Source organism: Bacillus cereus group sp. MYBK227-1 (genome assembly GCF_051916325.1).
Lineage (GTDB): Bacteria > Bacillota > Bacilli > Bacillales > Bacillaceae_G > Bacillus_A > Bacillus_A cereus.
The window spans coordinates 912,553-935,631 of record NZ_JBQAGK010000002.1 but is presented as its reverse complement, the minus strand read 5'-3'; the positions used below and the strand labels follow the sequence as shown (position 1 = coordinate 935,631).

Below are 23,079 nucleotides of genomic sequence, written 5' to 3'. Positions count from 1 at the left end.
TTCCTCTCCTCCTTGCTGTTTATTTTAATAACATACAATTATTTCTCAAAATTTTTTGCCTTGAATTACCATATACTTATTTTTGGGGGTAATTATGCAAAAAGCATTATAAAGTGAAACTTTAATCATTCCTCACCCCAATCGGGCTCTTACTGCCCGGCAAATAGCGGGATGAATTTCAAAAAGAATCTTACACACATCTTAGAATTATTCAAAACTGTATTATTAATTAAATTCAAAAGAAATGGGGCTAACGTTATGAGTGAAAAGATATTTAAAATAAACGGTATTGATATATGTACAGAAAGCTTCGGTAACTCTAATGATCCCGCTATTTTATTAATTATGGGAGCTACTTGTTCAATGATATATTGGGATGAAGAATTTTGTGAACAGTTGGCGAACACAGGAAAATTTGTTATTCGCTTTGATAATCGCGATGTTGGACGCTCTGTTACATATGAACCTGGCACTTCAAATTATTCAGTAACAGATATGGCTGAAGATGCAATCGGAGTATTAGACGCTTATCATATTGATAAAGCCCATCTTTTTGGTATGTCATTAGGTGGTATGATTGCTCAAATTGCCGCTGTAAAACATCCCGAAAGAATTTTGACGCTAACTTTACTAGCGACTAGTGTAATAGGATCTGATAATAATACTCGCGATTTACCCCCAATGGATGAAAGGATTTTAACACATCATGTAAAGAGCGCAAGTATAGATTGGACAAATAAAAATGATGTGGCAGAATATTTAGTTTCAGGATCTCGTCTATTATGTGGATCAGAACGAATATTTGATGAAAATAGAGTTTATACACAAGTAAAACAAGAAATAGAACGCGCAAACAATTTATTAAGTATGTTTAATCACGCTTTACTTCAAGGTGATGATGCATATGAAGGTGTACTTCACTCCATACAAGCACCAACATTGGTTATTCACGGAACAGACGATACAGCACTCCCATTTGAACATGGCCTCGCACTAATTGATGAAATTCCAAACTCAGTACTATTAACTCTTAAAGGGGCAGGCCATGAAAACCATCCAGATGACTGGGAAAGCATAATTAACGCTGTTTCTAAATATACATCTAAAATTTAGATAAATAACTAATGGAAGGGGGCACAAATTGTGCCCCCTTCTAGTTACAAACAAAAACCCATCACTGTATTCGTATGTATAGTGATGGGGACTTTTTATATTTTTCTATGTTTAAAAAAATGGACAATCTAATTGATCAACAGATTCCCATAATTTTTTTTTTGCATTTTCGGTGGATGTATTTGTGTCTAGTGTCATGTTTTTAAAAGGGTTTACTTCGACTTTTAATAAGGATGAAGGCTCCACATATAATGAGAAAACATGGCTGCTTGGTAAAGCTTTTGAAACGTCAATATCTCCAACTTGTTTAAATAGTTGCTGCGCAGCAAAAAAGAAGAAATTAGTTGGATTTGATTGTTTATTCAGCCACGCAAGCATTTCAGGTGATACCGATTTATGAATATTGATTTTTACTCGATCACCACGTTTATATCGCCTAGATCGCATACTTCCACCAACTAACTTATCGTTAAGTTTGTAAATCCTAACTCTTTTTGCTTATGCTCTCTATATTTTGGCGAACAAGTATAAACTAATAATCCTCGTGCATTTGTAAATAACGGATTATCTACAAAGATTACATTTTTGAGTCGTCCTTTTTGCTTTAAAATCATTTTTAAACTATTTTTAATAATTACTGCACCCCCGCCATAAATAAACACGTATGGATCGTCTTTCATATCATCAATTTTATTTATAATATCTGTTGCAACACGTGCTGCTAAACCTAATAGCGCTGGCTGTGATTCCTCAACTAATAAGGTATTTCTCGGATGCTTATCATTTAAATAAATTTGATTGAATTCTGTAATACTATCAATCGTTTTAGTTGGATACTTTCGGTTCCATCTCGTAATGATTTGTAGTAACGTCTCTTTTACACCATAAGATAAACCTTTACTTAGTTGCGGACGGAAATTCACCCCTAATGAAACGACTTCTTCTGTCGTCCCTGCACCAATATCAAAAGAGAGTAGAGTTTTATCTACAAAATCAATTTCAGAAACTTGATTTTGCTCACATTCTATTTTATGTTTCACAACATTTCCTTCTTCATCGTATACAATGCCCCACGTACCAGAAGCGCCCTCAGGCAGGCATTTACAATACTCAATTGAAACATTAATTGTCACATCGCGTCCGTTCGGATAATGGAAAATAACCTTATGATTTCCCATATAACGTTTTGCATTTTCAGCAGCTATTTCTTGTGTAATAAGCTGCATAGGAAGAGCGACAGATAAATCATAACGAATATTAATATGGCTAGAAGTTGGACTTTGACGCATAGCGCTTACCGCCAAACCTGATAGTATTGTAATAACCATTAACTCATCCGTTGACTTATTCGATTTCTTCTCTACCTCAGTACCTTTTAATTGATCTTGAATAACTTTTTCTCCAACGATATATCGTACATTATTTAGCATTAACGATGGCGAACTTATAGTCACATCAATGTGGTTTTCTAATTCAGATAATGAAACATCTACCTCATCTAAGAGTCCTGTAGGCTCACCTATATATAAAGAATAAATACTCGGAATAAAAATAGGGTCTTGCCCTTTCACCATTAACTTCAAACCGTTGTTTCCTGCATCTGCACCAGCTTTTAAAAGTATAGACATAACTACCCCCTAAATTAATCTGACATCCCTTCCAAATATATGCGAGCCCATTCTTTTACATTCAAATGTATTGTAATTTTTTATTTATCATAAAAACAAAATATTGCATACTTACATATTGTGTGTAAAAAATATTTGACATGACACTTTTCCAATTTTATACTTATATTTGTAAAGAGTTTTTTACAATCGAGGGGGCAATTATTTATTGAATACTAAAAAAACTATTTTTATAATCATTGTTTTAGCATTAATTGCAATACTAGTACATGGCACATATAAATACATAACTGAAGGTTCTATTTTAGGTGGTACGATTTTTGCTATTTCGTTAATACTTAGTAATTTAATTAATCACATTACTTGGGGAGATCCCCACGGTGTGTCAGAAGAAAGTCAAGATGAGATGGGACAACAAATTACATATAAAAGCTTTAAAATTGCGTATTTTGTGCTTGTAGTTGTAATGTTCCTTTTATTAATCTTCTCCGAAGGATTTTCTATGGGGGCTAATTTAGATGGAGTAAAAAACCTCCCCCTGTTCATCGCAATTTGCTCTTCATTCTTTATTTATCCTATTGTCGAACTCATAGTTGCAAAACAATATAAGTAAAAAGATGAGGTTTTCTACATGTAGAAAACCTCATCTTTTTATATTTACATACTCTCTACAATTGCTTTTAATTTATTCACAGTCCGCCAATTCCTAACTGTAGCTGGTGTATGTAACTTCTGAAACTGGTTCATTAATTTAGAATTTCGAATGCTATTTTTGAAAAATAAATAAACGACCTTCTCATCTATATAGCAATCTTCAAGTTCACTTTTAAATGTAAGCAATTGACTACTCTCTTCTTCAGAAAGTACATTAGCTAAAAAAGCAATATGAACACTTTCTCCTTCTAACAATGAATGAACTTCATATGGACATTGTTTAATAATATTTATAAATTCATCATGTGTTCTTAGCATGACTGGAACATCGAAATCAAATTCTTTTTTTATTTCAGATTGTATTTGGTCCTTTAGAAAGTTTATACCTTCCTCAGATTCGAACACAATATTACCACTTTGTATATATGTTTTCACTTGTTTTAACCCTATTGATTCAAACACTCGTTTTAAATCAGCCATTTTGATTACTTTATGGCCACCGACATTGATTCCTCTTAGTAATGCAATATAAAATGTCATATTATCCCCCCCACAGTAAAATGAACTTATCAATTGAATCGGTTTTCCCACTCATATTTCTCGGATATTTGTTTTAATTCTTCTAACATATCATGAATAGATAATACCTCAAATAAAATAATAGATTCACTTGAAAAATGGTGATGATAATGATTTGGTTTATAATCTTTTAAATCATTTTTATAACTCCAAAATTGCTTGTCTAATTCAGCAATAAGTTTGAAATGTTCCTCATCAATTTCATTACAACGGTTTCTCAATATAGCAATTATAGAATGAATTGTTCGTTGTAATATTTCTCTTTCACTTTGTGACCAGTCACAAGTCTCAATTGATACCCGAGCTAAATTATCTATATGGTAAATGATTTGCTGTAATATATGAAGTTGCTTCTGCATCGTTAAAAAGCTTCTCATTTCCTTCTTTGTATGTTGATGATATTTCCAATCTTTCTGCTCATATTGAACAAATTGTATCGCCTTATGCAATAATAAAGTCAATTTAGATAAATCCTGAGCAGTCTCCTTTTTCACACCTTTTCCTGCAACTAATGCAGTAATCCATTCTTCCATAATATTTGCTGTTTTAGCAAATAGATCCTCTGTACATCCAAAAATCATTTTCGTGTAGTGGGGTGGAAAAATGAAAAAATTCACTAAAGTAGATACTATAATACCAGTAGATGTAGTAGCTAAACGAATTAAAAATGCAGTAAAATAATGATTTGCCGTAATTGGAATCATTGCTACGGCAGTTAAAGTTGCAACTAAAGTTCCCGCATGTAACCTTAGTTTTTGACATGTAACGATCGTAAACATTGCAGCTAATGCATAAGAAATTGCTTGGTGGCGTAGGAAAAATGTGAAAGTCATGGCATATGCCGATCCAATTGTTGAGGCCGAAAAGCGAATAAGTCCTTTTTTTATTGAGTCTGTTGCAGTTGGTTCAATTGTAACAATTGCTGTTATTACAGCAAAAATAGTTGGGATGTTAAAAAAATCACAAACTAACACTGTAAGAAAAACTGCAATTCCAGTTTTAATCACTCTTCCTCCAACGATATTCCATTTTCTATCTTGATTCATTTTTTATATCCTTCATTCCTGTTTCATTTTATATACATATATTATATATTGTTAAAATAAAAAAACCTACTACTTGAATATTCAAGAGTAAGTTTTCTATCTCATTATTTCATTATAGATAAATGCATTATTATTTGTTGGCCAATTGGTCCCATTCTTCTAAAACCTCTATCTTGGAAACCAACTTTTGCATATAAATTTTGTGCAGGAATATTTCTTTCATTCACAGCAAGTACAACTTCATTTTTTATTGGAAAATAACATTTTACAAACTCTTCTAATAATATCAATGACTTTTTAGCGAATCCTTTTCTTTGTCTATTGTGATTAATAGAAAATGACGTTAAAAGTAAAGCATCCTCATTATCTGTGAACTCCTTTACTCTATCTCCCGTTTCCAATGCGAAAAGACCCACCGGTACCCCATTGTGATCTAAAATAACAATCACATTTTTTGTATGATCACTTTTTGCTTTCTCCAGTAATGCGCTTGGATCTGATGTAAACTGAACTTGTTCACTTGGTAAAGTAAATGTTTGTATAACTTCTTTATATTTCTCCTTATACGGAGCTAATTGAATTTCCCCTGTGTGTATGTTCATGCTAAACTCTCCCATTTTTTAGCTTATTAACTTATACCTTGCTGTGCTTTTGAATGCACTCTTCCATCTAAAAAGGTAATTTCAACAAATGAATTTGGATCGTTCCCTTTCCAAGCAAAAATTTGTTTAATTTGTGTAGAATGCTCTACCCCTTCTTCTATAAGTAAATCTCCTTCAAAACCAATTAAATCTTTCACTTCTGTATAAATCATTCCTTCATTTATACTCGAGAAATGATTTATATTGATAGACTCTTTCTGTTGCCTTTCCATCACAGTAGAAGAAGTTGCTGTTTGGTTTTTCACTTCTTTTCTCTGTTCACACGCTGTCATACTGAAACCTAAGCATAAACTAAACAATATACATGCGCTTTTTTTCATCATAACAGTTGTCCCTCCCATGATAATTAAACCATATATTCCCTTAAAAATAAACTGAATATTTAATATTGCATTTAAAAACCTCGTACAATTAAGTACGAGGCTAATTTCAATTATTCAAATGATTATTTGATTGATCATCCTGTTCTTTTCTTAACTCTTGTTCTTCATCTTTTGGTAATTGTTTATCATTATCTTTAATTGGATTCGTTTCTCTATTTTCTATCATATCATTTGGAACTTGTGGCATTACTCGGCCCACAATAGCGGCTAATTCATCTAGTATACCTTCACCTGTTTTTCCTTTTTTAATTTGCTTTCCGATTTGTTTGAGGCGTTCATACGTATCAACATCTGCTACAACGACTGCATTAGCACCGTCAGGGTCATTTTTTAAACTTTCTGCAACAGAGTATTTAATTGATTCAACTCGAGTTCGATCAAGTTTTGCTTTTACATCAATACCTACAATAGCATATTTTCCAACAACGACCGCTGTTGCATCATTCACACCTGGCACACTTGCTGCTAAAGATGCTAAATGATCTGCTGCTTTTTCATTTGGCTTATTTGATTTATTCGTATAATTAACATTTTTCATTGAAACATTTTTTTGTTCCGGCTTTTCGTTTGGATTGTCTTTTTTTCCAATACTGCATCCAGTTATAACGAAGCAAAGCATCAATATATATATTAGAGTTTTCATTATTTTCACCACTTCACTATTAAGGTTTAATCATAAATTTTTTCAACAGCTTGCATTTTCTTTACCTTTTCCTCGGCCCCGCTATTAGCATTAATGAATATTTGGTACGTATCTTTTCCTAAAGTGCCTACAAATTCATAGCAAAGCACTTCATTATGCAAATCATTGACTACTAAAGCTTTACGTTCTTCCATGACTTTTACATCCGGATTGATTTTCTTTCTTGCTTCTGCTGCAGTTAGCTTTGCCGATGGAACTGTTCGCTTTTGATGTGACGCTAAGTATTCTTTTGCGGAGAACCCAACGATAGAACCATCATCTAAAGCAATTTTCATTTGGATTGCTTCTGGATAAATTCGTACTCCATTTTCATTTACTACATACGTAAATACACCAACATTATCATATTGAGAGCTATCATAAAGCTCCATATTATTAAACTTATGGTCCTTTAAAAATTTCAAACCTTTACTACCTGCATCGTTTAAACTAATTTTCTGTTCTTTAATTTCGCGGTTATTCATAACCCAAATTGGATATCCGCCTTTTCCGGTAATATCCATATAGAACTCATTGTTCGTTGCTTCATCTTTAATTTTCACACTATAGAAGGATTCTTTCGCACCTTTTCCGCTTTTCTCAACATCTACTTTTTCATTTCCTTTTAAATTCAAAAACGATTTGGCAATTTTCGCCGCTTCATCTTTAGAAATTGCCTTTCCTTCCGCTTCAAATCCACCTTTTTTATTTTTTTGCGCACTTGTAAAGGTCGGTCCGAAGTTTGTAGAAGAATATGATGTTACGTTTTTCTCTACAGTTTTCAATCCATCAATAATTGTGTTATCTGCTGGATCGCGATTTGATGCAAGTGCCATTTCTACATCCATCCAGCGTAAATTATTTTTCAAAACAAGATGTTGTACTTTTCTTAGTTCATCTTGTATATTTCCTGCATTTGAATATAAAGTTTGTAGCGTTTTATATTCTTGCTCATTTAACGGCTCTTTTTCTAAATCACGAATGGCTGCACGGTAACTGAAATCACCGATATTCGCTAAAAATTCTTCCGTTTTATTAAATGGCATTAATGTTAAAGGTAGTTGTCCTACATCTGAGCGAGCTTCAGATGTTAGACGCCATACATCCGCTAATGCAGGTGATAAAGATGATCGTGAATTCATCGCAAGTGTTGTGCCAATTTTATCGTGTAATAAATCGACTTCGTATGCTAAATCATGGAATGCACGTTGATAGCTATTTTCCGCTCGAATTAAAACCGCATTTTTCTCTTGGTGCTCTTTATAGCCCCAATAGCCTGTTCCTACTACACCGACTGTTAATAATACAATGATAATACCTCGTAACATTGTCCCACCTCCGCTCTATTTACAGAAAATATGTTTACCGATTTTTTTAATTTGTGGACGAGTCCAAATCCATTTACTAGTCGCAGTATCTGGATTGAAATAATATAAAGCATTTCCTGTTGGATCCCATCCGTTAATCGCATCTAAAACTGCTTTTTTTGCTGTTTCATTTGGTGTTAAATATATTTGTCCATCGGCTACCGCTGTAAATGCTCTAGGTTCAAAGATTACACCTGAAACAGTATTTGGGAATGACGCACTTGTAACACGGTTCAAAATAACAGCAGCTACTGCAACTTGTCCTAAATACGGTTCACCACGTGATTCTCCGTATACTGCGTTTGCCATCAGCTGAATATCATTTTGAGAATAACCGTTCGGAACATTTGTCCCTTTATTTTGAGGTGGTTTATTCTCTTGTGCAGTGCCACCACTATTTCCTTTATTCGTTGTCGTTCCTTTATTAGCAGTTGATTTGTCATACTTCGTTGCCTTCACGAGCATTTGCTTCGTTTTAGCTCCAGCTAAACCATCAACGGGTAATCCAAATTTCTCTTGAAAATTCCGAAGTGCCCAATATGTACCCCATCCGAAAACACCATCTACTTTTCCCGTATAAAATCCGTTATATTTTAAACGAGATTGCAGTTCAATGACATCTTCGCCCGATGCTCCTCTTTGAATGACTTGATTAGAAAATGCTTCTACATTCTTTAGTTGTATACTACTGACCATTAAAGACAGTCCTATGAACGCAAGTAAAACCGCTATTTTAAACATAGCTTTTTGGCGCATAATTTTCCCTCCTTAATTATGTAAATGATTTCTTGGTTATGTTTTGTAAAAGCCTCGCTTTTATGTAAAGAAGACAAAAAAATCCAAACTAATATCGTAGAAAGAAAATGTAAACAATATAAAAAAAGGATAAAAGGAGTTCATCATGAAGAATTTGTTAAAGCGTGTCGCACTCGTCCTTCTGTTCCTAACAACATGTTCAAATGTATATACAGGCTCATCAATTGTTCATGCGCAGCCGCCGTATGCAAAATGGGGTAAGCTTGCTGTAGAGAAAACGAAAGAACAGTACCCAAAAGCAGAGATTATTGATTACCTTCATATAGGTAGAAAACCAAAAACCGTTCAAATAACAGTTGAAAAATTCAAATTGTGGCTACGTGAAGACGGAAAAGAATATGGTGTTTTTGTTGATGTGGAATTTGAAACCAAGACGGAGAAATTTATTAAAATGTCGTTTCAGAAGACGAGTAGATAAAATGAAAGAAACCCGGCTATTTAGATTCATAACAGCCGGGTTTCTTTCATTTCTAAAATTCTTTTCTAAAATATCGATTCCCTAAAAATCTTACCAATATACAAATAGTGCCAATTACAACTGCTATCCCTATACTGTATAAAAGTACTCTACCATATCCACCTATTCTCGGATCTAAAAATGGATAAGGATACCAATTCACGATTGGACCACGAATTAAGCTATATACAACGTAAAAAAACGGGAATAAGAGCCAACTTGAAGCTTGTTTCCAAGTGATTTTCTTATTTGGTGGATTTAATATCCAATCTAAAAGCATAGCAATTGGCATGATATAATGTAACACCGTATTTACCCATGGTATTGCCGTTTGAAGTGATTCTTCTAACCCTCTTAATAATAAAAAATAAATGAGTCCAGTCGTAAGTATGTATACCGTTGCTGCACCACGAAGTATACTAAACTGTTCTGATCGACCAAATGTAGCTGTTCCGATACTACTTAAAAGGAGAATACATGCAACTAAAATGTTACTTTCGATCGTGAAGAAACTAAAAAAGTTAACTGGATTGAACGGTTTCACTTGTGCCCGTATTATAAATTGCGTAATGATTGCACTAAATGCTAGAAGGCTTAAACATAGTCTAAATAAAGATAAAATTTTTTCATCCTTCATACATTCCCTCCTTTTCTTATATATAATTAGAATTTCCCTGTACATGCTCAATAAATAATTTTAACGGAACGAGCCCACGTTTTGGCATATGACTACTTATAATAGATACTACTTCTAATTGAGGAATGATAACGATGTATTGTCCGCCGTATCCCATAGCGAAATATATACAATACGGTATGTGAAATCTTTCGTTATGTAATACCCACCAGTGATATCCATATGCGCCGACATGTTCATATGTTTCAAATTGCGCCCTACTTGACTCTTTTAACCATTTCGCTGATACAATTTCTTTTCCATTCCAATATCCATTTTGCAAACATAATTTTCCTAATTTTAATAAATCGGTAGATTTCATTTTCATACCGAAGCCACCTACATATATACCCTGCGGATCTTGTTGCCACTCGTATTCGTTAATTTTCAATGGATCAAATAAATATTTCTTTGCAAACCACTCTGTCGACATTCCAGTAGCTTCTTGAATAATATAGCTCAGTAAATGAGAAGAACCTGAATTATAATTCATTTTTGTAGCAGGTTCTTCAATTATTGGCTTTTCTAATATGTACTGTACCCAGTTCTCTGATTCTACAAAGTCATTTGGGAATACTACTCCATTCCCAAACTCTTTCCAGTCCTCACCAGTAGTCATTGTTAATAAGTGATATAGCGTTAAATCATGTTTTTCCCCAGGTACATTTTCAATCCACTCTGTAATTGATGTATGTATATCATTTATATAGCCCTTATCAATTGCAATACCAATTAATAAAGATACGATACTTTTTGTAATCGAATTTATTTTATATAAGTTATTTGCACATTCGGGTGTTTTATAATACTCAGTTGTTAATTCCCCTTTTTGATAAACAAGAAATGTATTCACTTTTTTCTTTTCGAATTTATTTTCTAGTTGCTTGAAATCCAAAAACTTTACCTCCATTTAAATAGTTACTCCATTTATTATATCTTGTTCCTTCATTTTAAACATAATTGTGCTCAAATAAAAATAAACCTGTCAGCCATAATGAACTGACAGGTTTATTTTTATAATTTCGTACGAACATTCCAAAGCTCTGGGAAGAATTGTTGATCAAGTACTCGCTTTAAATAAGAAACACCGGAGGATCCACCTGTACCCATTTTATGTCCAATAATTCTTTCTACTGTTTTCATATGACGGAAACGCCATTGTTGTAGCCAGTCTTCAATATCAATCAATTTTTCAGCAAGCTGATATAAATTCCAATATTTTTTCACATCCGCATACACTTCCAACCATGCTGCTTCTACTGTTGCATCTTCTTCATAAGGCTGCGTAATATCACGGTTTAATACATCTTTATGAATAGGGAATCCTTCTTTTACTAATGCTTGAATCGCGACATCATATAGACTTGGTGCATGTAGCGCTTTATGAAGTCGTGCATGTAATTCTGGATCCTTTTCATAAATTTTTAATGCGTGTGGCGTTTTATAGCCAAGTGCATACTCAATCATACGATATTGATACGATTGAAAACCTGAAGCTTGACCGAGTGAATCACGAAACTCAATATATTCTGATGGTGTTAATGTCGCAAGAATATCCCAAGATTGAATAATTTGAGACTGAATTTTTGATACACGTGCTAACATTTTAAAAGCTGGTTGTAATTTATCTTGTTTAATAGATTCAATCGCCGCATTTAGCTCATGTAAAATGAGCTTCATCCAAAGCTCACTTGCTTGGTGAATAACGATAAATAACATTTCATCATGATGGTCCGATAATCTTTTTTGAGAAGATAGTAAACTATCTAATTGTAAATACTCCCCATACGTCATATTCTCTTTAAAATCCGTATGAATCCCTTTTTCCATAATTACTTTTTCATTTTCTTTCATATTAGCCAAACGCCCCTTTTATATGATTCTACTTATATTGGTCTAATAACGGCTCGAACTGGACTTCCATCTGCATCAGTTAATGCAAGTGGTAATGCAATAAGTTCATAATCACCGTCTGCTACATGATCTAGTACGACATTTTCTAAAATATGAATTCCATGTTTAAATAATTGATGATGCGCTGCTAATTCTTTATCATCTAGCGGATCAACTGATGGTACATCTACTCCGATTAAACGAATACCTTTCTCTGAAAGAAACGACGCTATGTCTGCACGTAAATGAGGGATCACCTCTGGAAATTCTTCAGCTTTCCCATGTGAAGATGTACGTAATAATAATCGTTCTACACCTTCTAAATGAAAGCTTTCTAATTCCTTTTTCCCGATGCTTTCAAGATTAGAAACGTCAATAATCCGTGCTGGGCCAACATAAACTTGAACATCTAAATCCAATACTTTCTTTCCATCATTATCAAAATGAAATGGTGCATCAATATGAGTGCCTGTATGAATACTCATCGTTAACTTTCCGACATTTACTGAGCCACTTTCTTCTTTTGACCATGAAACTTCATACGAGAACGGTGTGTCTCCTGGCCACGTTGCAATATTATTATTTAGCGGTTGTGAAATATCAATCCACTCTGATGTTTTCATATTTATGCCACAACCTCTCGCTTATTTTCAAACTGCTTATACTCTTCATTTTTCATAATTTTCTTTAATATTTGTACAGATTTCCACACTTCTTCGTATGTGTTATATAAAGCGACCGGCGCCAGTCTCACCCCATTTGGCGCTCTAAAATCTGGAATTACTCCATTTGCTTTTAGTGCTTTACATATACGTGCTGCTTCTGCATGCTCTAAATAAATGTGTCCGCCTCGTTTTTCATCCTCTAATGGATTTCCAATTGTAAATTCGAAATCTTTTAATTCATGTCCAATTAAATTCAGCATGTATCTCGTAATATGTAAAGATTTCTCACGTAAACGTTCAATACCAGCATCTTTGAAAATTTCAAGTGAACCAATTAATGGTGCTGTACTTAAAACGTGCGGTGTACCAATTTGATAAGCACCTGCATGATCAGCAGCTGTTAATGTATGCTCCATATCAAACTGCTTATCTTTTCTAGAACTAAACCATCCAGACAACCCTGGTAGTCTATTAAAATGTTTATTATTCACATAAATTCCTGCAACGCCACCCGGTCCTGCATTTAAATATTTATAATTGCACCAAACAGCAAAATCGACATCCCAATCTTTGAAATGATGCGGAATAGATCCTATTGAATGGCATAAATCAAATCCAATGTGAATGCCGCGTTTATGAGCTTCCGTTGTTAAACGTTTCATATCAAGAATTTGACCACTTCTATATAAAACAGAAGGTAATAAAATTAAAGCGATATCATCTTCCATCGCATAAATAATATCTTCTTCAGAAAGTGTTCTACCATCTCGGCTTTTCACTCTTACTAAATGCTCCTCTGGATCTAATCCTTTTAAACGAATTTGACTTTGAAGTGCATAAATATCTGATGGGAAAGTTAATTCATCCGCAAGTATTTTTGTACGTATTCCTTTTGGTTCGTAAAACGTCGCAATAACTTGGTGTATATTTGTAGTTGTAGAACCGGTTACAATAGTTTCTTCCGGTAAAGCACCAATAAGAGGGGCTGTAAGTTTACCTAATTTCTCTGAAAGGAAAAACCACGGGTGCTCACCTTCTGTCCAGCCGTCAATGCCATACTCTTTCCACGAATCTAGCAACGTAAGTAATGATTTCTCTGCTCTTTTTGAAAGTAGCCCTAATGAGTTTCCATCTAAATATATAGTACCTTCTTTTTTATAGAATTCAGTTTGAAAATCTTTCAGTTCATCATGTTTATCACATTCAAGCGCATACTCATAAGTTGGTTGAAATGGTTCTTTATACATGGTGTCACCTTCTCTTAATTTTCTTTTTATTCTAACTAATTGAAATATATCACCTTAATTGATACAACGTCAATGATATTATGTCAGTTGACTTTATATATGAACTTCTTTTACAATACAGTTATATTTTCAGATATTTCAGTATAAAGAGGTGATTCTTTGAAAAACTCTACTCTTTCATCAAGAAAACACCGCTCCTTAGAAACGAAGAAGAAACTATTACACTCTGGTTACACTATTTTTATAAATAATGGATTTCAAAAAACGACAATTACACAAATTATTAAACATGCAGAAACTGGTTATGGAACAGCATATGTATACTTCAAAAACAAAGATGATCTCCTAATTAGTTTAATGGAAGATGTTATGAATCAATTTTATAATATTGCTGAGCGCTCTTTTTCTCCACAAACAAAAGAGGAAGCACGTATAATGATCCAAAATCAAGTTAGAGCATTCCTGCAATTAGCAGATGCAGAACGCGCTATTTTGCAAGTTGTAGAGGAAGCGATAGGATTATCAAGAGAAATACGGCAAAAATGGGATGAGATTCGGGAACGTTTTATAACAAGTATTAAACAGGATATTACTTACTCTCAAGAAAGTGGATTAGCACAACCTAATTTAAATAAAGAGATTGTAGCACGCGGTTGGTTCGCGATGAATGAATCGTTTCTTTGGACTATTACGCAAAATGATAAAAAGATTAACTTAGAGGAAATTGTGTATACGTTAACGAAGATGTATACGACCGGGTTATATAAATAACACACCTTCAATAAGTAAGGTGTGTTATTTTACATCTATAAAAATATATTATCTGGGTATGGTAGCGCTAAAGTAGGCTTTTCAGAAAATGAGAAATATTGTAGTTTTAAAGATTCACCATCTATCGATTTCAGTTTTCCACTAGTAATTTCACATTCAAACACAACAACAATATATTCTACTTGATCGCCATTCGGATATATATGACGGAACCTTTCCCCTCCAAATACCCCTTTTTGTTTTTTCACTTGCACTTTCAAACCCGTTTCTTCCCACACTTCACGAACTACCGCTTCTTCTGGAGTTTCTCCAGGCTCAATTGCTCCAGCTGGCAAACTCCAGTATTCCCCGCCAGGATATTGAAACAAAATATCTCCCTGCCCATTCTTTATAACAGCAGCTACACTCGGTATTAGAATTAGTTCATGGCCTAATTGCTCACGGATTTTTTTATAATATAGCGACATCGACATATAATTCTCTCCCACTCCAATAATAAACAACTGTATTTTCTGACACCTATTGTATAATAATACCAATAGCAATTTCTATATATAAAGGATAAGAAAATTACTCCCCTTTATATCTGCTACACTAGATAATTTATACAGTTCTAAACCTTGCGTTTTCCATTCTTGTGAATCTTGTTTAATTATCTTTTTAAAATATTTTAGTAGTGGCCATAAAGCATACTCCTTATGATCTACATAACTAACAACATCCCATTTTAACTTTTCATTAATTTCACTCATAAGTTCGGGTATTACTACTTCACCATATTTTTTAAAACATTCATGAGTTTCTTCGTAATTTTAAAATAAAGTTTGATTAAAAATATCGTGTTAACCCGTATTCTATGGTAAATAAAAAGAATCCATTTTGAAAAAGATTGATCAAAATGGATTCTTATCCAGCAGGTTTATGTTTTGGTTTTATAAAAAAGTTTGATCATTTTCTATCAATGAAAACAATTAATTGACTATTTTTATTATGAAAAGGTCGGAGCAGGAAATTCATCAATTTTGATACGAAGTAAACTATAAGGTTTCTGTCGTAAGTCTTTTCCATAATGAAATCTAGGCTGTCGATGTAATTGGTTCACAATGACATACAAATATTGATCCGGACCAATTGAAAAAGTATCCGGCCACAAAATTCTCGGATCATGTGCGATAGTTTCCATTATGCCATTTGGCAATATCTTACGGATACTGTTGTTTTCATAATCTCCAGCATAAACAGTTCCCTTTGCATCAGTGATCATTCCATCAGACGCACCTTTTTCTCCCCAATACTCCACATGATAAGGTAAATTCATGTCCGGTATCGTTCTGTTTCTCAGGGCTTCTGTTGAGATCGAGAACAAATGCCGACTGGTTAGTGGAGCAAAAAATAATATCTTTCCATCGGGAGAAATCGCAAGACTATCAGACGCCAACCTAAATGGAGAAGTTGAACCGTCTTTGTTTCGATTCATTAAAATTTGACCTTCTACTTTCGGTAAAAAATAGGGATCGGGTGAAGTTGAATTTGCTCCATTTAACCGTCTAAACGCGTTTCCATTTGATAAATCTACGATGATAATAGCTCCTGGTCCTCTCGAAGAAGAATCCGTTATATAGGCATAACCTGCTTTTCCAACACGAAAATCAAAACGGACATCATTCAGATAAGTTGTAGGCAGGACAACATCTTCTGTAAAGGTATATACTTTTCTTATTGTATTGGTTTCTAAATCAACAGCGACTAATTTTGCTCCCCCTTTAATAGGTTCAGAAAAATTGGGTGCCGCTGTATCTAATATCCAAAGCGTTCCCCTTCCATCAGCAACTACACTTTGGACACTGATGAAAGTCATTGGGATATTCTCGGGGTTAGCCAAATTGGTTTGTAAATTAGGATAAGGCTGCAATTTATCCTCAAAAATTTCCGCCACCGTAAATTTAACATCGTCTCCCCATTTCGGAAAGCAAATGAAAATACGACCGGTTTCTGAAACAGTAACACCTGTAGGCATAGCCCCATAAAATGCATAAACTAGTTCTAAATTACCGAAATATTTTTCACTAGGTAACATAGGTTTCATAATATCCTCCTCAAGCGTTCAAACGGGATATCTCCTATATATGATTTATATTTTTTCTAGTGCATGTTTCTTAATAAGTTTTTCTATACGAAAAGATGATTGAATTGATTGTTTTCGAAATTTAATAAGTCTGTCAGAAGAAAGGAAGCATTTTAATTTAAAGGTCTCCAGATGAAGTAGAATTCAATTAGCAGGTAGCGAAGTTCAATATTCCCGAATCAACGTTAAGCTGGTATAAAAAATGGGGAAATTTCCCCATTTAAATTTGTGAAAAAATGTACTTAAGCTAAACTGCCCGTTAGTTTAAGTGTAACACTTCACAAGCAATATTTTGAGTATTCTTATTATTACTGTTTCCTCAACAATCTGGCCCTTTAATTGAACAATACAACTGAAATTTAAGGGGCAAAAGAAAAACCTTATATTAATACAGGGTTTTATTATAAATTATCAAACTTTATTTTAAATCAATACCACACTTTATTCCATGTTCCATGAGTGACTAACGGGGGCTTTGAACAATAAAATAAAGGTGAGTACATATTATACATGACTAATATGCGCTCACCTTTATTTTTTTAGGATTTTTAGCTTTTAGGTCTTGATAATAATTTTTAGTGGTTTTATTAACAATTTATATTTAGTAAAATTACTTTTTATGAGTTTGATATAAGTCAATAGAATTTCCTGGCCAATATAACTATGTATGTTAGCACACTTTTTCTTTATTCAGTCTACTTACAATTCCAACTATAAATTTATATTCAATCCTCTTCTTCTTAATCTTTTTAAATCCTTCTTTCGTATCAAAAATTAAACACGTTTTCCGAAACCACATTCGTACATATAGTGACTCAAAATAAATAGGTTTTATAATTCCTCGTTCTTCAAATTCAGTTCCATCTTTATTTTCGGTTTCTGTTCGAACGAACCACCTATTTCCGAAGCCAATTTCAATATACTTCACATAAGTCCCCCTTCCGGGAATTATTTTCTAACAATTCTATTATTTCCCCGGTAAGCGCACATTCCGACAGAACATGAGCCCACAAAGAAAAAGTAGATTACAAAAATCTACTTTATAGCTTATATTTCTGCATTCGTTTATAAAATGTACTTCGAGGAACATTTAACAGTTTTGCGGCTAACGAAACATTTCCGTTCGTCTTTTCTAACGCTTCAATCATGCTATCACGCTGTATTTTTTCGCGAAAATTCAATGTATGTTCTGTTTTATTTTCAACTTGTAACTCAAGTTGTTGTTGATTTCCCATCATTGTTTGTATCAAAAAAGCGACTTGTTTTTCGCATATTTCCCGTCCTTGCGACAAAATGTAAATGCGTTCTAATGCATTTACTAGTTCTCGAATATTTCCGGGCCATGTATGTTGTAAAAATTGATTACAAATACTCTTCGGAAATACAACATTCCAATTCTTCCGTTCGCAAAAGTGTTGTATAAAATATGGAATATCCTCTTTTCTTTCTATTAACGATGGAACATATAGTGGATAAACATGTAAACGATAATATAAATCTTGACGGAATTTCCCTTCTTCTACTAACCTTAGTAAATCTTTATGTGTGGCAGTAATAATACGAATATTTACTGGTACCTCTTTTGAACTTCCTATTGGAGTTATTGTGCGTTCTTGTAAAACACGCAATAAGGCTACTTGCATCTCTGGTGGTACTTCACCAATTTCATCTAAAAATAATGTTCCTCCATTCGCTTGTTCAAATTTCCCTTTATACCCTTGACGTCGCGCACCTGTAAACGCACCTTCAGCATAACCGAACAATTCACTTTCCATTAATTCTTTAGGCAAAGAACCACAATTAACAGCTATAAAGGGCCCGTCTTTTCTTGGACTATTTTCATGAATCGCTCTCGCGACATATTCCTTTCCTACTCCTGTCTCACCACATACATACACACTAGCATCAGTCGGTGAAACAAGCTTAATTTCTTCTAGTGTGTGTTGAAATGCTTTGCTTGTCCCGGTAACTCCTGGAAAAGTAATTCCTTTTATAAATGTGAAAGCAGAATATGTATTCATTTGTTTGTTTTCCTTTAAATACATACATTTCCCAATCATTCTTTCATTACTATATACCGGTATCTCTAATTTAGTTTCCAATCCATGGTGCACTAAATCTTCAAGTTTCATTCTTGACCAATTAGTTACTCGTTCCCGAACGCTCTTACTCGCAGAAACGATAACATCACGATGATTACAAATAACTACTTGTTCATCACTATCAATGACATCTAAAAAACGATGGATTAAGTGTAATTCATTTTGATGAACTCTTATGCTACATTCACGTTCAATCGCATGTGCAATTGAAGTTACCATACCGAGCATATATGGATGTGAACATTCAATTGGACAGGAGAAATCTAGAATACCAATTAATTTCCCGTCATCGTTATGAATGGGAGCAGCCGCACAACTCCAGCTATGAGATGCCACGGAGTAATGTTCAGTACCACTTATCATAATAGCTTCTTCAATTTCTAGCGCTGTTCCTATTGCGTTTGTCCCCACAGCTGCTTCCGTCCATTTTACACCTTCAATAAAATTAATATGTTTCGCTCGCTTTAACGTTTGTTTATTTCCACTTAAGGATAGAACATAACCATCTGGATCGATTAATAATGCCATCATTTGTAGTTCATCAATGTTTTTTCTCAAATTTTGTATTTGGGGTAATGCTATATCAAGGAAAATTTCACTCTTTTTCTTTTGTTCTCGAAAAATATTAGAAGACAAAACTTTCTGACCTTTATTCATGTGAGGATTAACATTAGCCTGTTTACATCGATGCCACGATTCTGAAATTCTTTGATTTATGCGATTTGAATCAAGAACACCTTCATTAACAAACTTTTTCCATGCATGTAAGTAAAACGGTGAAGCTAACATTGTATCATCTCCCTTTTAATTGTTTTGGAGATTTATAAAACATACTTTTATTATAAAACTGAATAAAAGCGTTTTCAATACAACTAGCAATACGACACAAATATGTTAATAATTTGAATATCCTAATGCACTTCTTTATTCTTTTTTAGTAGCACTATATTTTGTATAATGGACGCAAACAAAATACATAACCAAAACCACTTTTGTGGATTACCATTTATAAAGAAAACAATCACGGCTATTGCAAATAAAATAGCGGATGCTAAACTAAAATATAATTTTGTTTTAATTTCTATTATCCCTCACCCCTCTGTTACTTTACAGTACATACTAACTCTTTATTTTTCATCTCTACTATGTACTCCTGTAAAACATATTCTTTCCCGCCATGGTTTTCATACCATTCATGTATTCCTTTAATATGCCTCTCGTCACTTCTAATTTTCGATTCTATTTCATTATACTGTTCATAACTATCATATTCCCATATGGCAAATACTTCAGACGTACCATTCTTATTATCTTTCATCCAGCGTCCTATTAGCCTAGAACCATGCTTTAATTGATTAGGTAAGTTCGTATTATTGAAATGATCATTAAATACTTCTATGAATTCATTTTTCACTACATAGTACTTCCTTCTGTAAAACATACTTCTTCACCTCTTTCATGAAAAGTATTAGTAAATCTTCCCATCAATACCGTATTATAATACTTTCCATCCGATAGTCTTTTGTCATTTTTCAAAATGCCTTCTACTTCAAAACCTAATTTTTTATACAGATGAATAGCTTTCTCGTTTGTCTCTAATACTTGTAAAGATATTTTATTTACTGCATTTTCGTCAGCCCATTTAATAGATTGTTGTAATAGGCTCTTCCCCATTCTATATCCCCAAAACTCTTTTAAAATGCAAACGCCAAACTCCACTTTATGAGATAATCTCTTAAAATTTGATCCTTCACATCTTGAAAATCCAACGATTCGATTGTGCACTTCTGCAACTAAAAAGAGATTCTTAGTCTCTTCACTATCTGTTTTTATTATTTTTTGAAACCCTAGGTCATCTATAAATCCCTCTCCAGCATCTCTATCCATATTTTCAGTTTCTCCATCAATCTGAACTCTAATTTTCGATAACTGCTCAGCATCTTTCTCAGCTGCAGAACGAATTGTATAAGTTAATCCATTTATATAAAACTCTTGCTCTTTTACAATCATGTCAAACTCCTTTCAAATGAATATAATGGTGCTATTACAACTTGTTTACCTTGTTTCTCAAAGTCCTGAACAGTTTCTTTACTAGCCTCTTCGTCAGTTATAATAATATCAATTTCTTTTAGAGACTCTCCTCTTATAAAACAATCTATTCCAAGTTTATTATGCGGAACTAAACAAATATTTCTTCTAGCAATTTCACTTACTCTTTTACTAAAATAAGCAACTTCAGGTGTTGCAGTACTAATACCTTGTAATGAAATGACTCCACCTGTAGAGAAATACAGATCAATAGAAAATCTACTTATCAATTCAGAGGCAAGTGTATCAGTAATATTCCCTGAAGGTTTTACTTTTCCGCCAATTAAATACGTATCAATATTCTTATATTCTCGTAGATAACCAGCTATTTCTATAGAATTCGTAATAACCGTAAATGATACTTCCGGTAAATATTTCAGCATCGCATTATGAACGGGAGCCCCGCCAATAAAAATTGAATCACCTTCTTGTATATAAGATACCGCAACTCTTGCAATTGTGTCCTCATATATTGAGCTATCACTATAACGTTTAGTTGGTTCCGCAGCTAAGTTTCTCACTCGCGTAAGTTCAATTGCACCTCCGTGCGTTCTTTTTAATAAACCATCCTTTTCCATAATAGACAAATCTCTTCTTATAGAATCAATAGACATATCAAATCTTTCCGCAAGATCCTTTGCTATTACTCTTCCATCTGTATTAAGTCGTTCTAAAATTTTCTCTCGACGTTCTTCAGTAAACATGTTATCACCACCGTTATTGAAGGTTCAGAAACTTAAACTTTATTTTAATTATATGTATGCCTCTTCCGTTTTACAATATTTTCAATTCTTATTTATTCCGTTTTATACAGTCTTCTCCCTCTTTCTATCCTGTTAACTTGACAACCAAATAAATGTATATCTGTATATTACGCAAAAATACTTCCATTTACCTTCCTGTTGATGTAAAATTATTCCTATGTTTTACTTTTTAATACAGAAAGGGATTACTATGAAATCATTAATCAAAACGACATGTACAGCATTATTATTTACTGGAATATTAACAGGATGTAATAGCAATACTACATCAAAACAAGAAAAGAGCGCTCTCGAAAAGAATGCAATGCACTATGGAGAAATAGTTAAAAACGAATACTATAGAGCGACAGTTGAGAATGCAAAGTTTGAAAAAATAGACAAAGAGCGGCGCCTTACTACTCGTGTTATGATTAATAATGTTCGAGACGATGGACAAACTATTGATCTTTCGGAAATAAAATATTTCATACAAGATGAAAAAACTGGTGAGAAATATGAAGGTGAAGCTCATCCGATAGATGACGAGCACTATAAAAATGTTCCACACGAGTTCTCTTTAACTACTGACGTTGTATTTGAACTGAAAACTTCACCAAAAGATTTAAATAATATGTATTTATACATAGATAGCAAAGCAGCGCCGTTAACAGATACATATTGGAAGCTTGATAATTTAGTATCTAAATAGAAAGACCAGTCTTACATGACTGGTCTTTTACATTCATACATTTAACTTTCATTAACACTTATATTCATTTTCTAATAACAACTTGAATAACATCAGCTAAACCAGTGTGCCCTTTCCCTTCAATTCGCTCTTGTTCGCCATTAAAGAAATGAATTACCTTATGTTCTTCACACCAAGTAAGGATATCAATTGGATCATACAGCATATCAACATCTTTTGGTCCACCAGTACCATAGTTTATTTGTTTTTTTGAGTAAACTTCAAACATAATTAAACCACCAGGCTTTATCGTTTGTATCATTTTACCTAATATCATTTTTTTATAATCATCATGAAAATGTCCAAATACCATAATTGCTGCATCATATTCATTTTCTGGCAAACTATCAGCTAATAAATCTACTTTTTTTGTATGCACGTTTACGTTATGCTTCTCTGCCAATTTTTTTGTCTTCTCTAATCCATCTTCCGAATAATCAATAGCTGTTACTTCGTTCCCTTGTCTTGCTAGAAATACAGCATTTCTACCTTCTCCCTCCGCGAAAGCTATTACTTTATTGTGATTTGCTAAACGAAATGCTTGTTCTTTAATAAATGTATTAGGTTCTTCCCCGTAAAAATATTCATCTGATTTATATCGATCATTCCAAAATTTAGTCATCATCTTCTCTCC

The 23,079-nt window shown here is 33.5% G+C and carries 28 protein-coding genes; 5 read left to right on the top strand and 23 right to left on the bottom strand.

The window, feature by feature from the left end:
• Positions 1 to 258: 258 nt before the first annotated feature.
• The gene (locus tag ACTFRM_RS11920; RefSeq protein WP_059303756.1) at positions 259 to 1,113 is read left to right on the top strand and encodes an alpha/beta fold hydrolase; all 855 of its coding nucleotides are present in this window, start codon (positions 259 to 261) and stop codon (positions 1,111 to 1,113) included.
• A gap of 111 nt (positions 1,114 to 1,224) precedes the next feature.
• Here ACTFRM_RS11920 and ACTFRM_RS11915 read toward each other — a convergent pair whose 3' ends face one another.
• Both ACTFRM_RS11915 and ACTFRM_RS11910 read right to left on the bottom strand, forming a co-directional pair.
• Positions 1,225 to 1,560 carry a hypothetical protein gene (locus tag ACTFRM_RS11915; RefSeq protein WP_001257760.1) on the bottom strand — a complete coding sequence of 112 codons (336 nt, stop codon included), beginning with the start codon at positions 1,558 to 1,560 and terminating at the stop codon, positions 1,225 to 1,227.
• A gap of 11 nt (positions 1,561 to 1,571) precedes the next feature.
• Complete coding sequence (locus ACTFRM_RS11910; RefSeq protein WP_000025622.1) at positions 1,572 to 2,741, bottom strand: ParM/StbA family protein; 1,170 nt, start codon at positions 2,739 to 2,741, stop codon at positions 1,572 to 1,574.
• A gap of 208 nt (positions 2,742 to 2,949) precedes the next feature.
• Here ACTFRM_RS11910 and ACTFRM_RS11905 point away from each other — a divergent pair, with 208 nt between their 5' ends.
• On the top strand, positions 2,950 to 3,354 hold the full coding sequence (locus ACTFRM_RS11905; protein WP_001093141.1) for a hypothetical protein: 405 nt from the start codon (positions 2,950 to 2,952) through the stop codon (positions 3,352 to 3,354).
• 44 nt (positions 3,355 to 3,398) lie between these two features.
• Here ACTFRM_RS11905 and ACTFRM_RS11900 read toward each other — a convergent pair whose 3' ends face one another.
• The 7 genes from ACTFRM_RS11900 to sleB all read right to left on the bottom strand — a co-directional run bounded on the left by ACTFRM_RS11900 (position 3,399) and on the right by sleB (position 8,870).
• Positions 3,399 to 3,935 carry a DUF1697 domain-containing protein gene (locus ACTFRM_RS11900; RefSeq protein WP_000145145.1) on the bottom strand — a complete coding sequence of 179 codons (537 nt, stop codon included), beginning with the start codon at positions 3,933 to 3,935 and terminating at the stop codon, positions 3,399 to 3,401.
• 29 nt (positions 3,936 to 3,964) lie between these two features.
• A complete protein-coding gene (locus ACTFRM_RS11895; RefSeq protein WP_322372890.1) occupies positions 3,965 to 5,020 on the bottom strand; it encodes an aromatic acid exporter family protein in 1,056 nt (351 codons plus the stop codon).
• A gap of 104 nt (positions 5,021 to 5,124) precedes the next feature.
• A complete protein-coding gene (locus ACTFRM_RS11890) occupies positions 5,125 to 5,637 on the bottom strand; it encodes a GNAT family N-acetyltransferase (protein ID WP_322372891.1) in 513 nt (170 codons plus the stop codon).
• Positions 5,638 to 5,648: 11 nt separating this feature from the next.
• Complete coding sequence (locus tag ACTFRM_RS11885) at positions 5,649 to 6,005, bottom strand: hypothetical protein (RefSeq protein WP_322372892.1); 357 nt, start codon at positions 6,003 to 6,005, stop codon at positions 5,649 to 5,651.
• Between the two features lie 106 nt (positions 6,006 to 6,111).
• A complete protein-coding gene (locus tag ACTFRM_RS11880) occupies positions 6,112 to 6,708 on the bottom strand; it encodes a YhcN/YlaJ family sporulation lipoprotein (RefSeq protein WP_322372893.1) in 597 nt (198 codons plus the stop codon).
• Positions 6,709 to 6,734: 26 nt separating this feature from the next.
• On the bottom strand, positions 6,735 to 8,075 hold the full coding sequence (gene ypeB / locus ACTFRM_RS11875; protein WP_322372894.1) for a germination protein YpeB: 1,341 nt from the start codon (positions 8,073 to 8,075) through the stop codon (positions 6,735 to 6,737).
• Positions 8,076 to 8,090: 15 nt separating this feature from the next.
• Complete coding sequence (gene sleB / locus ACTFRM_RS11870; protein ID WP_001249063.1) at positions 8,091 to 8,870, bottom strand: spore cortex-lytic enzyme; 780 nt, start codon at positions 8,868 to 8,870, stop codon at positions 8,091 to 8,093.
• A 145-nt stretch (positions 8,871 to 9,015) separates the two neighbouring features.
• Here sleB and ACTFRM_RS11865 point away from each other — a divergent pair, with 145 nt between their 5' ends.
• Positions 9,016 to 9,348 carry a DUF3889 domain-containing protein gene (locus tag ACTFRM_RS11865; protein WP_000793373.1) on the top strand — a complete coding sequence of 111 codons (333 nt, stop codon included), beginning with the start codon at positions 9,016 to 9,018 and terminating at the stop codon, positions 9,346 to 9,348.
• A gap of 52 nt (positions 9,349 to 9,400) precedes the next feature.
• Here ACTFRM_RS11865 and ACTFRM_RS11860 read toward each other — a convergent pair whose 3' ends face one another.
• The 5 genes from ACTFRM_RS11860 to kynU form a co-directional block, all read right to left on the bottom strand.
• Positions 9,401 to 10,024 carry a Pr6Pr family membrane protein gene (locus ACTFRM_RS11860; RefSeq protein ID WP_000650957.1) on the bottom strand — a complete coding sequence of 208 codons (624 nt, stop codon included), beginning with the start codon at positions 10,022 to 10,024 and terminating at the stop codon, positions 9,401 to 9,403.
• Positions 10,025 to 10,040: 16 nt separating this feature from the next.
• A complete protein-coding gene (locus ACTFRM_RS11855) occupies positions 10,041 to 10,958 on the bottom strand; it encodes a serine hydrolase domain-containing protein (protein WP_322372895.1) in 918 nt (305 codons plus the stop codon).
• A 119-nt stretch (positions 10,959 to 11,077) separates the two neighbouring features.
• Complete coding sequence (gene kynA / locus ACTFRM_RS11850) at positions 11,078 to 11,917, bottom strand: tryptophan 2,3-dioxygenase (protein ID WP_000661957.1); 840 nt, start codon at positions 11,915 to 11,917, stop codon at positions 11,078 to 11,080.
• 32 nt (positions 11,918 to 11,949) lie between these two features.
• A complete protein-coding gene (kynB, locus tag ACTFRM_RS11845) occupies positions 11,950 to 12,579 on the bottom strand; it encodes an arylformamidase (RefSeq protein ID WP_000858074.1) in 630 nt (209 codons plus the stop codon).
• Positions 12,580 to 12,581: 2 nt separating this feature from the next.
• The gene (gene kynU / locus ACTFRM_RS11840) at positions 12,582 to 13,868 is read right to left on the bottom strand and encodes a kynureninase (RefSeq protein ID WP_000276302.1); all 1,287 of its coding nucleotides are present in this window, start codon (positions 13,866 to 13,868) and stop codon (positions 12,582 to 12,584) included.
• 159 nt (positions 13,869 to 14,027) lie between these two features.
• Between kynU and ACTFRM_RS11835 the strand changes: the two genes are divergently transcribed.
• A complete protein-coding gene (locus tag ACTFRM_RS11835) occupies positions 14,028 to 14,639 on the top strand; it encodes a TetR/AcrR family transcriptional regulator (protein WP_322372897.1) in 612 nt (203 codons plus the stop codon).
• A gap of 35 nt (positions 14,640 to 14,674) precedes the next feature.
• Here the strand turns inward: ACTFRM_RS11835 and ACTFRM_RS11830 are convergent, their stop codons facing one another.
• The 8 genes from ACTFRM_RS11830 to ACTFRM_RS11795 all read right to left on the bottom strand — a co-directional run bounded on the left by ACTFRM_RS11830 (position 14,675) and on the right by ACTFRM_RS11795 (position 21,658).
• Positions 14,675 to 15,112: an NUDIX hydrolase gene (locus ACTFRM_RS11830; protein ID WP_000062938.1), complete on the bottom strand. Its 438-nt coding sequence runs from the start codon at positions 15,110 to 15,112 to the stop codon at positions 14,675 to 14,677.
• 75 nt (positions 15,113 to 15,187) lie between these two features.
• Positions 15,188 to 15,391 (bottom strand): hypothetical protein, encoded by a 204-nt coding sequence (locus ACTFRM_RS11825; RefSeq protein ID WP_324656391.1) that lies wholly within the window; start codon positions 15,389 to 15,391, stop codon positions 15,188 to 15,190.
• 236 nt (positions 15,392 to 15,627) lie between these two features.
• The gene (locus ACTFRM_RS11820; protein WP_060852078.1) at positions 15,628 to 16,725 is read right to left on the bottom strand and encodes an L-dopachrome tautomerase-related protein; all 1,098 of its coding nucleotides are present in this window, start codon (positions 16,723 to 16,725) and stop codon (positions 15,628 to 15,630) included.
• A 709-nt stretch (positions 16,726 to 17,434) separates the two neighbouring features.
• Complete coding sequence (locus ACTFRM_RS11815; RefSeq protein ID WP_000873828.1) at positions 17,435 to 17,692, bottom strand: DUF3977 family protein; 258 nt, start codon at positions 17,690 to 17,692, stop codon at positions 17,435 to 17,437.
• 112 nt (positions 17,693 to 17,804) lie between these two features.
• On the bottom strand, positions 17,805 to 19,655 hold the full coding sequence (locus ACTFRM_RS11810) for a sigma-54-dependent Fis family transcriptional regulator (protein WP_322372898.1): 1,851 nt from the start codon (positions 19,653 to 19,655) through the stop codon (positions 17,805 to 17,807).
• Between the two features lie 313 nt (positions 19,656 to 19,968).
• Positions 19,969 to 20,307 carry an NIPSNAP family protein gene (locus ACTFRM_RS11805; RefSeq protein ID WP_322372899.1) on the bottom strand — a complete coding sequence of 113 codons (339 nt, stop codon included), beginning with the start codon at positions 20,305 to 20,307 and terminating at the stop codon, positions 19,969 to 19,971.
• Positions 20,280 to 20,876 (bottom strand): GNAT family N-acetyltransferase, encoded by a 597-nt coding sequence (locus ACTFRM_RS11800; RefSeq protein WP_000635680.1) that lies wholly within the window; start codon positions 20,874 to 20,876, stop codon positions 20,280 to 20,282. Before ACTFRM_RS11800 ends, ACTFRM_RS11805 begins: the two co-directional genes overlap by 28 nt.
• Positions 20,873 to 21,658, bottom strand: a complete 786-nt coding sequence (locus tag ACTFRM_RS11795; RefSeq protein WP_322372901.1) for a DeoR/GlpR family DNA-binding transcription regulator — start codon at positions 21,656 to 21,658, stop codon at positions 20,873 to 20,875. The genes ACTFRM_RS11800 and ACTFRM_RS11795 overlap by 4 nt, the downstream gene beginning before the upstream one ends.
• A 250-nt stretch (positions 21,659 to 21,908) precedes the next feature.
• Between ACTFRM_RS11795 and ACTFRM_RS11790 the strand changes: the two genes are divergently transcribed.
• Positions 21,909 to 22,406, top strand: coding sequence for a hypothetical protein (locus ACTFRM_RS11790; RefSeq protein ID WP_000838466.1), 498 nt, complete (start codon positions 21,909 to 21,911; stop codon positions 22,404 to 22,406).
• Positions 22,407 to 22,470: 64 nt separating this feature from the next.
• Here the strand turns inward: ACTFRM_RS11790 and ACTFRM_RS11785 are convergent, their stop codons facing one another.
• On the bottom strand, positions 22,471 to 23,070 hold the full coding sequence (locus ACTFRM_RS11785; RefSeq protein WP_002041261.1) for a class I SAM-dependent methyltransferase: 600 nt from the start codon (positions 23,068 to 23,070) through the stop codon (positions 22,471 to 22,473).
• Positions 23,071 to 23,079 lie beyond the last annotated feature (9 nt).

What these genes read in the sequence shown, in the direction of transcription:
- kynB (WP_000858074.1), bottom strand. Translation starts at nt 12,579, where the DNA reads ATGAAAACATCAGAGTGGATTGATATTTCACAACCGCTAAATAATAAT.
- ACTFRM_RS11885 (WP_322372892.1), bottom strand. Translation starts at nt 6,005, where the DNA reads ATGATGAAAAAAAGCGCATGTATATTGTTTAGTTTATGCTTAGGTTTC.
- kynA (WP_000661957.1), bottom strand. Translation starts at nt 11,917, where the DNA reads ATGAAAGAAAATGAAAAAGTAATTATGGAAAAAGGGATTCATACGGAT.
- ACTFRM_RS11915 (WP_001257760.1), bottom strand. Translation starts at nt 1,560, where the DNA reads ATGCGATCTAGGCGATATAAACGTGGTGATCGAGTAAAAATCAATATT.
- ACTFRM_RS11805 (WP_322372899.1), bottom strand. Translation starts at nt 20,307, where the DNA reads ATGTTTTACAGAAGGAAGTACTATGTAGTGAAAAATGAATTCATAGAA.
- ACTFRM_RS11790 (WP_000838466.1), top strand. Translation starts at nt 21,909, where the DNA reads ATGAAATCATTAATCAAAACGACATGTACAGCATTATTATTTACTGGA.
- ACTFRM_RS11800 (WP_000635680.1), bottom strand. Translation starts at nt 20,876, where the DNA reads ATGATTGTAAAAGAGCAAGAGTTTTATATAAATGGATTAACTTATACA.
- ACTFRM_RS11820 (WP_060852078.1), bottom strand. Translation starts at nt 16,725, where the DNA reads ATGAAACCTATGTTACCTAGTGAAAAATATTTCGGTAATTTAGAACTA.
- ACTFRM_RS11920 (WP_059303756.1), top strand. Translation starts at nt 259, where the DNA reads ATGAGTGAAAAGATATTTAAAATAAACGGTATTGATATATGTACAGAA.
- ACTFRM_RS11910 (WP_000025622.1), bottom strand. Translation starts at nt 2,741, where the DNA reads ATGTCTATACTTTTAAAAGCTGGTGCAGATGCAGGAAACAACGGTTTG.
- ACTFRM_RS11830 (WP_000062938.1), bottom strand. Translation starts at nt 15,112, where the DNA reads ATGTCGATGTCGCTATATTATAAAAAAATCCGTGAGCAATTAGGCCAT.
- kynU (WP_000276302.1), bottom strand. Translation starts at nt 13,868, where the DNA reads ATGTATAAAGAACCATTTCAACCAACTTATGAGTATGCGCTTGAATGT.
- ypeB (WP_322372894.1), bottom strand. Translation starts at nt 8,075, where the DNA reads ATGTTACGAGGTATTATCATTGTATTATTAACAGTCGGTGTAGTAGGA.
- ACTFRM_RS11825 (WP_324656391.1), bottom strand. Translation starts at nt 15,391, where the DNA reads ATGAGTGAAATTAATGAAAAGTTAAAATGGGATGTTGTTAGTTATGTA.
- ACTFRM_RS11785 (WP_002041261.1), bottom strand. Translation starts at nt 23,070, where the DNA reads ATGATGACTAAATTTTGGAATGATCGATATAAATCAGATGAATATTTT.
- ACTFRM_RS11860 (WP_000650957.1), bottom strand. Translation starts at nt 10,024, where the DNA reads ATGAAGGATGAAAAAATTTTATCTTTATTTAGACTATGTTTAAGCCTT.
- ACTFRM_RS11900 (WP_000145145.1), bottom strand. Translation starts at nt 3,935, where the DNA reads ATGACATTTTATATTGCATTACTAAGAGGAATCAATGTCGGTGGCCAT.
- ACTFRM_RS11810 (WP_322372898.1), bottom strand. Translation starts at nt 19,655, where the DNA reads ATGTTAGCTTCACCGTTTTACTTACATGCATGGAAAAAGTTTGTTAAT.
- ACTFRM_RS11795 (WP_322372901.1), bottom strand. Translation starts at nt 21,658, where the DNA reads ATGTTTACTGAAGAACGTCGAGAGAAAATTTTAGAACGACTTAATACA.
- ACTFRM_RS11880 (WP_322372893.1), bottom strand. Translation starts at nt 6,708, where the DNA reads ATGAAAACTCTAATATATATATTGATGCTTTGCTTCGTTATAACTGGA.
- ACTFRM_RS11890 (WP_322372891.1), bottom strand. Translation starts at nt 5,637, where the DNA reads ATGGGAGAGTTTAGCATGAACATACACACAGGGGAAATTCAATTAGCT.
- sleB (WP_001249063.1), bottom strand. Translation starts at nt 8,870, where the DNA reads ATGCGCCAAAAAGCTATGTTTAAAATAGCGGTTTTACTTGCGTTCATA.
- ACTFRM_RS11865 (WP_000793373.1), top strand. Translation starts at nt 9,016, where the DNA reads ATGAAGAATTTGTTAAAGCGTGTCGCACTCGTCCTTCTGTTCCTAACA.
- ACTFRM_RS11895 (WP_322372890.1), bottom strand. Translation starts at nt 5,020, where the DNA reads ATGAATCAAGATAGAAAATGGAATATCGTTGGAGGAAGAGTGATTAAA.